This is a genomic window from Sphingopyxis granuli NBRC 100800, assembly GCF_001591045.1.
GTDB lineage: Bacteria > Pseudomonadota > Alphaproteobacteria > Sphingomonadales > Sphingomonadaceae > Sphingopyxis > Sphingopyxis granuli.
The window spans coordinates 25,029-39,107 of sequence record NZ_BCUA01000015.1 but is presented as its reverse complement, the minus strand read 5'-3'; the positions used below and the strand labels follow the sequence as shown (position 1 = coordinate 39,107).

General features: G+C 67.6%; 13 protein-coding genes. 10 read left to right on the top strand and 3 right to left on the bottom strand.

All coding sequences use genetic code 11. The features are described from left to right. Positions 1 to 16 precede the first annotated feature (16 nt). On the top strand, positions 17 to 952 hold the full coding sequence (gene lipA, locus SGR02S_RS05780) for a lipoyl synthase (RefSeq protein ID WP_067106643.1): 936 nt from the start codon (positions 17 to 19) through the stop codon (positions 950 to 952). A 2-nt stretch (positions 953 to 954) separates the two neighbouring features. After that, positions 955 to 1,437, top strand: coding sequence for a type II toxin-antitoxin system RatA family toxin (locus SGR02S_RS05775; protein ID WP_067106609.1), 483 nt, complete (start codon positions 955 to 957; stop codon positions 1,435 to 1,437). Here SGR02S_RS05775 and SGR02S_RS05770 read toward each other — a convergent pair. Beyond that, positions 1,377 to 1,937 (bottom strand): CinA family protein, encoded by a 561-nt coding sequence (locus SGR02S_RS05770; RefSeq protein WP_067106607.1) that lies wholly within the window; start codon positions 1,935 to 1,937, stop codon positions 1,377 to 1,379. The genes SGR02S_RS05775 and SGR02S_RS05770 overlap by 61 nt on opposite strands. A 2-nt stretch (positions 1,938 to 1,939) precedes the next feature. After that, positions 1,940 to 3,118 carry a bifunctional 2-C-methyl-D-erythritol 4-phosphate cytidylyltransferase/2-C-methyl-D-erythritol 2,4-cyclodiphosphate synthase gene (locus SGR02S_RS05765; protein ID WP_067106606.1) on the bottom strand — a complete coding sequence of 393 codons (1,179 nt, stop codon included), beginning with the start codon at positions 3,116 to 3,118 and terminating at the stop codon, positions 1,940 to 1,942. A gap of 97 nt (positions 3,119 to 3,215) precedes the next feature. Here SGR02S_RS05765 and dusB point away from each other — a divergent pair, with 97 nt between their 5' ends. The 8 genes from dusB (at position 3,216) to SGR02S_RS05725 (ending at position 13,263) form a co-directional block, all read left to right on the top strand. Then, positions 3,216 to 4,214, top strand: a complete 999-nt coding sequence (gene dusB, locus SGR02S_RS05760) for a tRNA dihydrouridine synthase DusB (protein WP_067106604.1) — start codon at positions 3,216 to 3,218, stop codon at positions 4,212 to 4,214. Further along, positions 4,211 to 5,302: a two-component system sensor histidine kinase NtrB gene (locus SGR02S_RS05755; protein ID WP_067106602.1), complete on the top strand. Its 1,092-nt coding sequence runs from the start codon at positions 4,211 to 4,213 to the stop codon at positions 5,300 to 5,302. The genes dusB and SGR02S_RS05755 overlap by 4 nt, the downstream gene beginning before the upstream one ends. Then, positions 5,299 to 6,729, top strand: a complete 1,431-nt coding sequence (locus SGR02S_RS05750) for a sigma 54-interacting transcriptional regulator (protein WP_067106600.1) — start codon at positions 5,299 to 5,301, stop codon at positions 6,727 to 6,729. Before SGR02S_RS05755 ends, SGR02S_RS05750 begins: the two co-directional genes overlap by 4 nt. 116 nt (positions 6,730 to 6,845) lie before the next feature. Beyond that, positions 6,846 to 9,137 carry a sensor histidine kinase gene (locus SGR02S_RS05745; protein WP_067106598.1) on the top strand — a complete coding sequence of 764 codons (2,292 nt, stop codon included), beginning with the start codon at positions 6,846 to 6,848 and terminating at the stop codon, positions 9,135 to 9,137. Further along, on the top strand, positions 9,127 to 10,506 hold the full coding sequence (gene ntrX, locus SGR02S_RS05740) for a nitrogen assimilation response regulator NtrX (RefSeq protein WP_067106596.1): 1,380 nt from the start codon (positions 9,127 to 9,129) through the stop codon (positions 10,504 to 10,506). The genes SGR02S_RS05745 and ntrX overlap by 11 nt, the downstream gene beginning before the upstream one ends. Positions 10,507 to 10,953: 447 nt before the next feature. Further along, positions 10,954 to 11,448 (top strand): RNA chaperone Hfq, encoded by a 495-nt coding sequence (gene hfq / locus SGR02S_RS05735; RefSeq protein WP_067106641.1) that lies wholly within the window; start codon positions 10,954 to 10,956, stop codon positions 11,446 to 11,448. A gap of 4 nt (positions 11,449 to 11,452) precedes the next feature. Continuing rightward, positions 11,453 to 12,784, top strand: coding sequence for a GTPase HflX (hflX, locus tag SGR02S_RS05730; RefSeq protein WP_067106593.1), 1,332 nt, complete (start codon positions 11,453 to 11,455; stop codon positions 12,782 to 12,784). Beyond that, entirely contained in the window at positions 12,781 to 13,263 is a 483-nt protein-coding gene (locus tag SGR02S_RS05725) for a hypothetical protein (protein ID WP_156482982.1), read from the top strand. Before hflX ends, SGR02S_RS05725 begins: the two co-directional genes overlap by 4 nt. Here SGR02S_RS05725 and mazG read toward each other — a convergent pair. Further along, the gene (mazG, locus tag SGR02S_RS05720; protein WP_067106589.1) at positions 13,241 to 14,023 is read right to left on the bottom strand and encodes a nucleoside triphosphate pyrophosphohydrolase; all 783 of its coding nucleotides are present in this window, start codon (positions 14,021 to 14,023) and stop codon (positions 13,241 to 13,243) included. The two genes, SGR02S_RS05725 and mazG, sit on opposite strands and share 23 nt — an antisense overlap. Positions 14,024 to 14,079: the final 56 nt, after the last annotated feature.

Genomic DNA, 14,079 nt, shown 5'->3' with positions numbered 1-14,079 from the left:
CGATTATGTGAGCGCGATGACCGCACCCGCACAGCCCGCTCGCCCCTCGACCCTGCGCCCGCGCAAGCCCGACTGGATTCGTGTCAAGGCGCCGACCAGCCCCGGCTATGCCGAGACGCGGCGCCTGATGCGCGACCTCAACCTCAACACGGTATGCGAGGAAGCGGCCTGCCCGAACATCGGCGAATGTTGGACCAAGCGCCATGCGACGGTGATGATCCTCGGCGACACCTGCACGCGCGCCTGCGCCTTCTGCAACGTCAAGACCGGCATGCCGCGCGCGGTCGATCCGTTCGAGCCCGAACATGTCGCGATCGCCGCGGCGAAGATGGGGCTGACGCACATCGTCATCACCTCGGTCGACCGCGACGACCTGCCCGATGGCGGCGCGAGCCAGTTCGTCAAGGTGATCGAGGCGCTGCGCCGCGAAACGCCGACGACGACGATCGAGATTCTCACCCCCGATTTCCGCAACAAGCCCGACAGCGCGGTCGCGGCGATCGTCGACGCGCGTCCTGACGTCTACAACCACAATCTCGAAACCGTCCCGCGGCTTTACCCGACGATCCGCCCCGGCGCGCGCTATTACGCCTCGCTGCGCCTGCTCGAAAGCGTCAAGCGCCGCGACCCGTCGATCTTCACCAAGTCGGGCGTCATGCTCGGCCTCGGCGAGGAAAGGATGGAGGTTCATCAGGTGATGGACGACATGCGCAGCGCCGATATCGACTTCATGACGATGGGCCAGTATCTTCAGCCGACCCCGCGCCATACGAAGGTGATCGACTTCGTGACGCCGCAGGCGTTCGACGCCTATGCCCAGATCGCCCGCGCCAAGGGGTTCCTCCAGGTCGCCTCGTCGCCGCTCACCAGGTCGAGCTATCACGCCGGCGACGATTTCGAGCGCATGCGTGCGGCGCGCGAGGCGCAACTGGCGCGTGCGGCCGCCGACTGACCTTGCCCCGGCACCACGAAACCCGCGAACTGCCCTACAGCGCCGAACAGATGTTCGCGCTCGTCACCGATATCGCGCGTTACCCCGAATTTCTGCCATGGGTCGTCGCCCTGCGCGTACGCAGTCAGGACGAGCACGCGGCGCTCGCCGACATGATCGTCGGCTTCAAGGGGCTGCGCGAGAGTTTTTCGTGCCGGGTCGAAAAGCATCGGCCGACCCATGTCGCGGTCCATTATATCGACGGACCGATGCGCCATCTCGACAATGAATGGCATTTCGCGCCGCTCGACGGCGGCGGCTGTCGCGTCGATTTCCTCGTCGATTTCTCGTTCCGCAACCGCGTCTTCGAAACGCTGGCGGGACAGATGTTCGACAAGGCGCTGCGCCGCATGATCGCGGCGTTCGAGGACCGCGCGGCGGTCCTTTACGGCGCGGGAAGCTCGATGTCGTCGGACGACGGTCGCAGCGAGTCCTTCTCGGGCTGAAGCAGGTCGAGCGCGAACAGCGTCGCCGCGTGGCGGATCGCGGCGCGTTCGGTCGACTGGAAACGCACGACCTGCGAGAAATAGTCGTCGGGGTCCTGCCCGCGCAGCGCGCGCGCGAACACGACCTGTCCGACCGGCTTCTTCTCCGACCCGCCGCCGGGGCCCGCGATGCCGGTGATTGCCACCGCGACGTCAGCGTCGCTATTGGCGAGCGCGCCCGCCGCCATCGCCCACGCGGTCGCGAGCGACACCTCGCCGAAGGTTTCGAGGATTTCGCTGCTGACGTCGAGCTGGCGCTGCTTGGCATCGCCCGAATAGGTGATGAAGCCCGCGGAGAACACGTCGCTGCTCCCCGCGATATCGGTCAGCGCCGCGCACACCATGCCGCCGGTGCAGCTTTCGGCGACCGCGACCCGGCGCTCCGCCGCGCGATTGGCGGCCAGAACCGACGCGGCGACCTCTTCACGCGCGACTCGGCGCGTTTCATCGACAGGCTGCAAGATCAATTCTCCGGAAGTTGTAACGTAGCGACGGCCTGCGCGGCGATCCCCTCTCGGCGGCCCGCAAAACCCAGCCGCTCGGTCGTTGTCGCCTTCACACTAACGCGATCGGGCGAAACCGCAAGGATTTCCGCGATCCGTTCGCGCATCGCGGCGCGGTGCGGGCCGATCCGCGGCGCCTCGGCGATGATCGTCAGGTCGGCGTGCGACACCCGGCCGCCGCGCGCCGCGACGCGCTCGGCGGCAAAGGCCAGGAAGCGCGACGAGGCGGCTCCGCGCCATTGCGGGTCGCTCGGCGGGAAATGATCGCCGATGTCGCCTTCGCCCAGCGCGCCGAAGATGGCATCGGTGAGCGCGTGGAGCGCGACGTCGGCATCGCTGTGCCCTTCGAGCCCGTGGCTGTGCGCGATTTCGATGCCGCCGATCCACAGTGGCTTGCCCGCCGTCAGCCGGTGCACGTCATACCCCATTCCGACCGCGGTCCGCATACGCCCCTCCGTTTCCAGCAGCCCCGACAGGATCGTCAGATCGGCGGCATAGGTCAGCTTGTGCAGCCGCGCATCGCCCTCGACCGTTGCAACGCGGAGCCCGAGCCGCCGTACGAGTTGCGCATCGTCGGTCGCGTCGTTCGCCGCCGCGGCGACATGCGCGCGGCGCAGGGTGCCGAGCCGAAAGGCCTGCGGTGTCTGGACCCGGGCGAGCGCGCTGCGGTCGACGGTCGCGCCCGCTTCGCTCCCGCCATGTTCGACCAGCGTGTCGGGGACCGGCAGCGTCGGGATCGCGGCTTCGGCCGTATCGAGCGCGGTCAGCAGCCGGTCGATCACGCCGGCCTCGACCCCCGGCCGCGCCGCGTCATGGACCAGCAGCGGCGTCTCGTCGGGCTCGTCCGCCAGCGCCGCCAGCGCGTTCGCGACCGAATCCTGCCGTTCGGCGCCCGGCGCGGCGATCGTCCAGCCGCGGGGCAGGTCGCCCGCCGCTGCGGCGACGGCACCGCTCGCCACCAGCACGCCCTCCGCTATGGCCGGATGTGCGGCGAAGGCGTCGAGGCTCCAGCGTAGCACCGGCTTGCCGCCCAGCGTCTGCATCTGCTTCGGCTGGTCGAATCCGGCGCGGGCGCCCTGGCCGCCGGCCAGCAGGATCGCGACGGCGCGCGGCGCGGGAAGGGGAGCCGACTCGGTCATGACGCGCGCCGGTTAGCGCAGCCGCCGCTTGCGGGAAAGCCGCTAAGCGTGTAGGTGGCGTGCTCATTTTTTAGGCAATTCGACGAAAGCATCCGCCATGGCGCCGTTGCGGCCCATCCAGATCGGCCCGATCCGCATCGAGGACCCCGTGATCCTCGCGCCGATGACCGGCGTCACCGACCGGCCGTTCCGCACGCTGGTGCGCCGTTACGGCTCGGGGCTCAACGTCACCGAGATGATCGCGAGCCAGGCGGCGATCCGCGAGACGCGCCAGTCGATCCAGAAAGCCGCTTGGGACCCGGTCGAAGAGCCGGTGTCGATGCAACTCGTCGGCTGCACGCCTTATGAGATGGGCGAGGCGGCAAAGCTGGCCGAGGATCGCGGCGCGGCGATCATCGACATCAATATGGGCTGCCCGGTGCGCAAAGTCACCAACGGCGACGCAGGATCGGCGCTGATGCGCGAACCGAAACTCGCCGCCGCGCTGATCGAATCCTGCGTGCGGGCGGTGAAGGTTCCGGTTACCGTCAAGATGCGCATGGGCTGGTGCCATGACAGCCTGAACGCGCCCGAACTTGCGCATATCGCGGAGGATATTGGCGCGCAGATGATCACCGTCCACGGCCGCACGCGCAACCAGATGTACAAGGGCACCGCCGACTGGAGCTTCGTCCGCAAGGTCAAGGATGCGGTGTCGGTCCCCGTTATCGTCAACGGCGACATCTGTTCGGTCGCCGACGCGCGCGCGGCGCTAGCGCAGAGCGGCGCCGACGGGGTGATGATCGGCCGCGGCGCCTATGGCCGCCCGTGGCTGCTCGGCCAGGTGATGACGGCGCTGCGCGGCGAGGGCGAGCGCTCTGATCCCGGCATCGACGAACAATATGCCGTCATTACATCGCACTATCGCGCGATGCTCGACCATTATGGCGAGACGACGGGTGTCAATATCGCGCGCAAGCACCTCGGCTGGTATGTCAAGGGGCTGCCCGGTTCGGCCGAGTTCCGCAACAAGGTCAATCAGATTCCCGACAGCCGCGGCGTCCTCGACGCGCTCGCCGCCTTCTATGGCCCCTTCCTCAGCAAGGCGGCGGCGTGACCGCGCTCACGTCGAGCATCCCCAGCTTCGATCATGACGAATTCATCCAGTCGCACCCGGTCGCGACCCTGCTGATCGACCGCGGCGGTGTGGTGCTGTTCGTCAACGCCGCCGCCGAACAGCTTTGCAATACTGGGCGGTCGGCGATGGTCGGGCGCCGCATCCATGACGTCATCGCCCTCGACCGCGGCTATCGGCAGCGGATGAACGACCCCGCGACCGCGGCGCTGTTCGCGCACCGGGCCGAGATCGCGGTCGGTGGGCGCCGGACGATCGTCGTCGACATGCAGATGGTGCCCTATGGCACAGCGGGGCACCGCATCCTGGCGCTCATTCCTTCGGACAGCGAGGCCGAACTGATGGGCGGCGCGATCGGCCGTTCGGGCCGCGCCGCGGGCGCCGCTGCCGCGATGCTCGCGCACGAGGTCAAGAACCCGCTCGCCGGCATCAAGGGCGCGGCGCAGCTTCTCGCGCGGCAGGTCGATGCGGGCGGCGAACGTTTCACGACGCTGATCTGCGCCGAGGTCGACCGGATCGCGACATTGATCGACCAGATGGAACATATCTCGCGCGGCGGACCGCTCGCCTGTTCGGCGATCAACCTCTATCCGCCGATCCATCAGGCGATGGAAACCGCGCGCGCCCGGCAATTCCCCGGCGTTCGCTTCACCGAGGATTTCGACCCGTCGCTGCCGCTGGTGCTCGGTAATCATGACGCCATGGTTCAGATATTGCTCAACCTCGTCACCAACGCGTGCGAGGCGCTGGCGGGGCGCGACGACGGGGTGGTGCGCATCGCCACCGCCTATCGCCACGGCCTGTCGATCGACAATGGCGACGGGCGCGGGCGCATCGCGCTGCCGATCGAACTCAGCGTCAGCGACAATGGCCCCGGCGTGCCGATGGACATGCGCGGCGACCTGTTCGCGCCCTTCGTGACCACCAAGCGCGATGGGCGCGGCCTCGGCCTCGCGCTTGTTGCCAAGCTGGCGCGCGACATGGGCGGGACGGTGCAGCATGTCCGCGACGGCGACTGGACGCGCTTCCGCGTCCATCTGCCGGCGGCCGGGCGGAAAGGGACGCCATGACGCAGGCACGCACGGCGGGCGGCAAGACGATCCTGCTGGTCGAGGACGATCCGGCGATCGCGTTGATCGTGCGCGAGACGCTGGCCGGGGAGTGCGCCCATTTCGCATCGGTGACCGGCATCGCCGAGCGCAACGCATGGCTGGCCGAGAACCGCCCCGACCTCATCATCACCGACGTGGTGCTGCCCGATGGCGACGGCATCGATTCGCTGCCCGGCGCCGGGGTCGACCCGCTGACGCCGGTGATCGTGCTGTCGGCGCGCAACACGCTCGACACTGCGGTGCGCGCGACGGGGATCGGCAGCTACGACTATCTGCCCAAGCCTTTCGATCTCGACGAACTGACCGCCAGCGTGCGCGCCGCGCTCCAGCGGCGCGTGCTGCCCAGCGAGCGCGTCGAGCCGGCGACCGACGACAGCCACGGCCTCGTCGGCCGCGCCCCGGCGATGCAGGCGGTCTATCGCACCATCGCGCGGCTCGCGACCAACGACCTCGCCGTGCTGATCCTCGGCGAATCCGGGACCGGCAAGGAGGTCGTCGCGCGCGCGATCCATGCCACCGGGCTGCGGCGCAAGGGCCCGTTCGTCGCGATCAACATGGCGGCGATCCCGCGCGAGCTGATCGAGGCCGATCTGTTCGGCCACGAAAAGGGCGCCTTCACCGGCGCGACCAGCCGCAGCGCCGGGCGGTTCGAGCAAGCGGCGGGCGGCACGTTGTTCCTCGACGAGATCGGCGACATGCCGATCGAGGCGCAGACGCGGCTGTTGCGCGTCCTCCAGACGAGCGAATATTCAACTGTCGGCGGCAGCCAGGCGCTTCGGGCCGATGTGCGCGTCGTCGCCGCGACCCACCGCGACATGCGCGCGCTCGTCGCCGACGGACGGTTCCGCGAGGATTTGTTCTACCGGCTCAATGTCATCCCGGTGACCCTGCCGCCGCTGCGCGAACGGCGCAGCGACATCGCCGCGCTCGTCCGCCATTTCGTCGAGGCGGGGCGTCATGCCGGACTGCCCGACCGCCAGTTCGCGCCCGCCGCGATGCAGTTGCTCGAACGCCACGACTGGCCGGGCAATGTCCGCGAGCTCGGCAATGTCGTGCAGCGCCTCGCGGTGCTGTCGCGCGACACGGTCGTCACCGCGCACGACGTCACGTCGGTGCTCCGCGACGACGGGGAGGAAGCGGACGCGGGCACGGCGGAATCGATCGCACGCGCGGTCGACGACTGGGCGCGCGAACAGCTCGCCGATGCGGGCGCGGAGGGCGATCTGCACGCGCGGCTGCTGGCGATCGTCGAGGCCGCGCTGCTCCGCCGCACGCTGCGCGCGGCACGCGGCAACCAGCTCGAGGCGGCGCGCCGCCTCGGCATCAACCGCAACACGCTGCGCAAGCGGCTCGGCCAGCTCGCGATCGACCCCACGCATCCCTGAGCGGGCGCCGCAGCCACAAAATCCCGCGCCGGACCGGGCGGCGGGCGCGCCGGTCGGCAAAAATAACGCAGTTTGTGTGTTCTCTATGCAACAGCTTTGTCGTATCGACGCAACATATGGTGCAGCCGGCCCGCCTCGCCCTCGATATCGATTCGGACGATGCGGCCGCTCGCTCGGGGATCTGGCGCTTTGCCGCGCCCGAATATTACACGCTGGCGGTGATCGCCAGCGTTGCGATCGCGACCTATATCTTCGTCACCGGCGACGCGCAGAGCGAGCGGCTGCTGACCCCGGCGCTGGTCGCGGCGATCATGGTCGCCAACCTTGTGCCGGCGATGGCGCTGATCGTGCTGGTCGGCAGCCGCATCGCCCGGGCGCGCGCGACGCGGTCGATGGGTGGCGGCAACGGTCGCCTCCACGTCCGCCTCGTCGCGCTGTTCTCCCTGATCGCGGCGGTCCCGACGCTGCTTGTCGTGATCTTCGCCTCTTTGCTGTTCCAATATGGCGTCGATTTCTGGTTCTCCGACCGCTCGCGCGGCATGTTCGAAAATGCCGCCAGCCTTGCCGAAGGCTATTATCAGGAGAACCAGCGCGAAGTCGCGGCGAACACCGGCGCGATGGCGAAGGACCTCGGCGCCTTTCTCCAGCGCGCTTCGACCGACGATCCCGGTTTCTCCAACTATTATTTCCAGCAGGTCGTCGTCCGAAACCTGAATGAATCGGCGATCATCGAGATCGGGGTCGACAATGTCGCGCGCACCGCGGCGGCGATCAATCCCGACGACCGCGAGGCGGAGAACCGGCTTTCACCGGCGATCCTTGCCCGGCTCGACGCCGGCGAGGACGTCGTCGTCGTCCGCCAGCCCGACCGGATCGAGGCGGCGACGCGATTGCCGGGGACGCGGCGCGCCTATCTCTACGCATCGCGCGACTTCAACGTGCCCGGGTTCCAGCAATCGCTCCGCGCCAGCAACGTCCTCGCCGACTATAACGACCTGTTCGAACGATCGCAGCAGTTGCAGTTGCAGTTCAACGGCGCGCTCTATCTCGGATCGCTGCTGCTGCTCGCGCTGGCGGTGATCGCGGCGATCGTCGTCGCCGACCGCATCGTCCGGCCGCTCGGCACGCTGATCGGCGCCACTCGCACCGCGGCGGGCGGCGATCTGTCGGTCCGCGTCTCGCCGCCGCGCCGCGACGACGAGATCGCGGTGCTGACCCGCGCCTTCAACCGCATGACCGAGCAGCTCGAAGGCCAGACGAGCGCCCTTGTCAACGTCAACGAACAGCTCGAGGCACGGCGGAGCTTCATCGAAGCGGTGCTGAGCGGCGTGTCGTCGGCTGTGATTTCGGTCGATACCGATCACCGCATCCTGCTCGCCAACGCGGCCGCGGAGCGGCTGATCGAACCCGATGGCGACGGGCTGACCGGCCGCCCGCTCGCCGAGGTGGCCCCCGAACTCGCGCGCCTGCTCGACAGCGAGGAGCATGAGGCGATCGTCCAGCTTGCGCGCAAGGATGCCGAGCCCGCGACGCTCGCCGCCAAGGCGGTTGCGCAGGGCGATGGCTTCGTCCTCAGCTTCGAAGACATCACCCAGCAGCTTCTCGACCAGCGCCGCGCTGCCTGGTCCGACGTCGCGCGGCGCATCGCGCACGAGATCAAGAATCCGCTGACCCCGATCCAGCTCGCCGCCGAACGCCTCCAGCGCCGTTTCGGCGACAAGGTCGAGGGCGACACCGCGACCTTCCGCAAGCTGACCGACACGGTGATCCGGCAGGTGCACGACATGCGCCGGATGGTCGACGAATTCTCCAGCTTCGCGCGCATGCCCAAGCCGACATTTGGGGTCGAGGACCCCCGCGACATCCTGCGCCAGGCCGTCTTCCTGTTCGAGGTCGCCAAGCCCGACATCGCCTTTCGCATCCGTACGCCGGGCGAGATAGACCCGCTGGTGTGCGACCGGCGCCTGCTGTCGCAAGCCTTGACGAATATCGTCAAGAACGCGGTCGAAGCTATTGAAGAGAAATACAAGGATTCGACCGAACCGGCGGTGGGCCGGGTCGAGGCGAGCCTTGAGACGACCGACGACGGAGCGGTGCGCATTACCGTCGCCGATGACGGCATCGGCCTGCCGGAGGCGCGCGACGCCATCGCCGAACCCTATATGACGACGCGGCGGGGCGGCACCGGGCTGGGGCTCGCGATCGTCAAGAAGATCGTCGAACAACATTATGGCGAGCTGGAATTCACCGACAATCCGGCGGGACAGGGGACTTGCGTCACGCTGACGCTGCATCCCGACCGGCTGCGCCCGCTGGCCGGAAAAGGGGGAGGGGGATCGACAGGACAGGCGGAATCGGTTCCGGGCCGCATCCGCACCCGACAGGATAGAGAAGATCATGGCGCTTGATATTTTGATCGTCGACGACGAACGCGACATCTGCGAGCTGGTGGCCGGGGTCATGGAGGACGAGGGCTATGAGGCGCGCACCGCGTCGGACAGCGACGCCGCGCTCGAAGCCGTCCGCCAGCGCCGCCCGTCGCTCGCGCTGATCGACGTCTGGCTCCAGGGATCACGGCTCGACGGGCTCGGGCTGGTCGAGGCGATCAAGGCGTTCGACCCGACGCTGCCGATCATCGTGATTTCGGGCCATGGCGGGCTCGATACCGCGGTGGCGGCGATCCGCCGCGGTGCCTTCGATTTCATCGAAAAGCCGTTCGAGGCCGAGCGCCTGCTGCATCTTGTCGCGCGCGCCACCGAAAGCGAGCGGCTGAAGTTCGAATATGAGCAGCTTCGCGAAAAGGCTGGCCCGGCCGACGAACTGACCGGCACCAGCGCCGCGATCAACAATGTCCGTGCGACGCTGAAGCGCGTGGCGGGGACCGGCAGCCGCGTCCTCATCACCGGCGCGCCGGGAGTGGGGAAGGAGGTTGCCGCGCGCGTCCTGCACGGCTGGAGCGGGCGGCAGACCGCGCCCTTCCGCGTGATTTCGTCGGCACGCATGGACCCCGAGACGGTGGAGGCAGAGCTTTTCGGGACCGAATCGGACGATGGCTCGATCCGTGTCGGCCTGCTCGAACAGGCGCACGGTGGCACTCTGTTCCTCGACGAGGTCGCCGACATGCCGCTGACCACGCAGGGCAAGATCCTGCGCGTGCTGACCGACCAGAGCTTCAACCGCGTCGGCGGACGCACGATGATCCGCGTCGATGTCCGCATCATTTCGGGGTCGGCGCGCGACCTGAAGATCGAGATCGCCGAGGGACGGTTTCGCGAGGACCTCTATTATCGGCTCAACGTCGTGCCGGTGCATATCCCGCCGCTGCGGGAACGGCGCGACGACATCGCCAGCCTGTCCGATCATTTCGTGCGGCGCTACGCCGCCGACCGCCGCGTCCCGCCGCCGGAGATCAGCGCAGAGGCGATGGCGGCGCTCCAGGCGCACGACTGGCCGGGCAATGTGCGCGAACTGCGCAACGTGATCGAACGCGTGATGATCCTCGCGCCCAGCGACCGGCTGGCGCGGATCGACGCCGACATGCTGCCGGCCGAGCTGATGCGGGGCGGCACCGATATCCTGCCGCACGCCGAATCGATCACCGCGATCCCGCTCAAGGAAGCGCGCGAGAATTTCGAGCGCGAATATCTGCGCATCCAGATCAACCGGTTCTCGGGCAATATCTCGCGCACCGCGACCTTCATCGGCATGGAACGCTCCGCGCTGCACCGCAAACTCAAGCTGCTGGGCCTCACCGAGCATCCCGACGGCGACGGCTAGACCCTGATGACTTTGGATTGCCGCGCGGCTTTGCCGCTCGCAATGACGAGTCTTTCTAAAGCATCGAGCCTTAAATCTGACCCCTCGTCCCGTTCGTGTCGAGCGAAGTCGAGACACCCATCAGCATGGCGCAAGGCCGATGGCGTCTCGACTTCGCTCGACACGAATGGAAAAAGGGGCGGTGCAGGTTTATGGCACGCCGCCCTGGGTGGGCGAACGCGCGCCGAGAACCGTCGCCGACCGGTTCGAAATGACACCGGTCGGAGCGGGCTCCGGCGACAAGCGTGCGCTTCGGACCCGCTTCGCGGGAACATCCCGCCTTTTCCATAGTATAGAGTCCACTGGACCTGTGCCGCGCTTTGCCCCATATTGCGCCTGCGAAGATGCAGGCTGCCGGCGCCGCCGGTGTCGCGCTGCGGCTTTTGCCGCCAAGAACAGGAGGCCAATGTGTCCGATAAAACCCAGAATCTTCAAGATCTTTTCCTAAACGCCCTGCGCCGCAGCAAGACCCCGGTGACGATGTTCCTCGTCAAGGGCGTCAAGCTTCAGGGGATCATCACCTGGTTCGACAATTTCTCGCTGCTGCTCCGCCGCGACGGGCAGTCGCAGCTTGTCTACAAGCATGCGATCTCGACGATCATGCCGTCGCACGATTTCGACCTGGCGCTGCTCGGCGACAATGTCCGCGACGCGCCGCCCAGCAAGGGGAAGGCGTTGCAGGACGTGTTCCTGAACGCGGTGCGCCGGTCCGAGGAATCGGTGACGATGTTCCTCGTCAACGGTGTGATGCTGCAGGGCGATATCGTTGCGTTCGACCTGTTCTGCATGCTGCTCGAGCGCGAACGGCAGGTTCAGCTCGTCTACAAGCATGCGATCTCGACGGTGCAGCCGAACGGTCCGATCAATCTGGCCGACAGCGGGGAAGGCGACTCCGGCGACTGATCCAATGGACGACGCCGCACAGGGCGAGGTGACGCGCGGTGCCGCGGCGGTGCTGGTCGTGCCCGAATGGCACGGGCAGGGGCTTTCGCGCGACCTCGACGCGCGCGTTGCCGAAGCGAAAGGGCTCGCGCTGGCCATCGGTCTCGATGTGGTGGCCGTGCATCCGCTACGTCTGCGCCAGACGCGCGCCGCGACGCTGATCGGCGCCGGCCAGATCGAGGCGATCAAGCCCGGCATCGCCGAAAACGCGGCGCAGCTCGTCATCGTCGACGCGGCCCTGACCGCGATCCAGCAACGCAATCTCGAAACCGAGTTCGGCGCCAAGGTGATCGATCGTACCGGGCTGATCCTCGAAATCTTCGGCGAACGCGCCGCGACGGCGGAGGGGCGGCTTCAGGTCGAACTCGCCCACCTCGACTATCAGGCCGGGCGGCTGGTGCGCAGCTGGACCCACCTCGAACGCCAGCGCGGCGGTTTCGGCTTTCTCGGCGGTCCCGGCGAAACGCAGATCGAGGCCGACCGCCGAATGATCCGCAACCGGATGGCGCGCATCCGCCGCCAGCTCGACGATGCGCGCCGCACGCGCCAGCTCCAGCGCGCCAAGCGGCAGCGCGCGCCGTGGCCGGTGATCGCGCTGGTCGGCTACACCAATGCCGGAAAGTCGACCTTTTTCAACCGGCTGACCGGCAGTGACGTCATGGCGGAAGACATGCTCTTCGCGACGCTCGACCCGACGATGCGCGAAATCCGCCTGCCTGGAATCGACAAGGCGATCCTGTCCGACACGGTGGGATTCGTCTCCGACCTCCCGACCGAACTCGTCGCGGCCTTCCGCGCGACGCTGGAGGAGGTCACGACCGCCGACCTGATCGTCCACGTCCGCGACATCGTTCATCCCGACACCGACGCGCAATATGCCGATGTGCGCGCGATTCTCGATTCGCTGGGCGTCAATGAAGCAGGCGGCGGTGAAGGGGATGGCGAAGACCGCGCCCGACCGATCGCGCAGATCGAGATATGGAACAAGATAGACACCGCCGATCCCGAGCGTCGCGCCGAGATCGAGGCGATGGCAGCGCGTCGCCCCGACGTCGCGCCGATCTCCGCGGCGACGGGCGAGGGGGTCGAGGCAGCGCGCGTCCTGATGGCCGCCGAACTGACCGCGCGGCACGAACTGCTGCGTGTGCGCCTGCGCTTCGATCAGGGCGAGGCGATGGCATGGCTGCACGCGCGCGGCGAAGTGCTGGCCGACGAACCGCAGGGCGACGGCCATCTGCTGACCGTGCGGCTCGACCCCGCCGACCGCGCGCGCTTCGAACGGCTGTGGGGGGCATGAAGTCGTCGCGCCGATTGCGCCGTGCGGGGCTGTGCCTCGCGGCCTTGACCCTGCAAGGCTGCGGTGACGATCGGACCGTCCACGACGGCGACGCCGCGACTCGCAACATGAATGAGAGCGTCGAGGAGAAGCCTGCCTGCGTGGAGGCTGTTCATGACTTGATCTCGGGACCATCCGGCTCGATGCGGGAACGCGTTATTCGCGACTATTTTCTCATCGGTGCGCCGCCGCAGCCCGTTTACCTGCCGCCATGCTCGTTTGAAGCGGTCATAATGGCGGCCGACGCCCTGCCGATGGGAGAAACCAGAGTGGAACTCCTTCTGAGGGCGGCGATATGGGATTCTTTGCCGAACAGCACCCCTGATCGCAGGCGAATGGTGGCGGGCCGCCTGCGCGCGCTGCTTCCCAAGCTCGGGGGAGATATGCGGAAGGTGGTTGAAAGCGAACTCGCCGCCTTTAGCTCCGCTCAGCCTTCTTGACCGCCTGCCAATGCGCCTCGAGCGTGTCGAGCGGCAGGTCGCCCATGTCCGGCCCGGCGCGCGCCTCGACGGCTGCAAAGCGCCGGGCGAACTTGTCGTTCGCAGCGCGCAGCGCCTCTTCGGCGTCGATGCCCAGGTGGCGGGCATAGTTGACTGCCGCGAACAGCAGGTCGCCGACCTCCTCGAAGCGCGCGGCATCGCTGTCGGCCGCCATGACTTCGGCCAGTTCCTCGGCGATCTTGGCGCGCGGCCCTTCGGCGTCGGGCCAGTCGAAGCCGACGCGCGCGGCGCGCGCCTGCAATTTCTGCGCACGCAGCAGCGCGGGCAGCGACAGCGCGACGCCGTCGAGCGCGCCCTTGGGTCCATCGGCGGCGCGTTCGGCGGCCTTGATCTGCTCCCATTGCTGGCGGACTTCGCCGGTGCGGGCGTCGCCGAAGATATGCGGATGGCGCCGTTCCATCTTGTCGGCGATCGCGGTGGCGACGTCGTCGAAATCAAACAGGCCCTTGTCGGCCGCGATCTGGCTGTGAAAGACGACCTGAAGCAGCAGGTCGCCGAGTTCGTCGCATATTGCGGCAGGATCGCCGCCGGCGATCGCGTCGGCGACCTCATAGGCTTCCTCGATCGTATAGGGCGCGATCGTCGCGAAATCCTGCGCCAGATCCCATTCGCATCCGCTGTCGGGATCGCGCAACCGCCGCATGACCGCGAGCAGCCGGCCGATGGGGGATGGAAGGGAGTCGGTCGCATCCTGGGGCATATATTTATCCGATAATATATATTATGTTAAATATCATTCGATACGGGAAGGGAGGT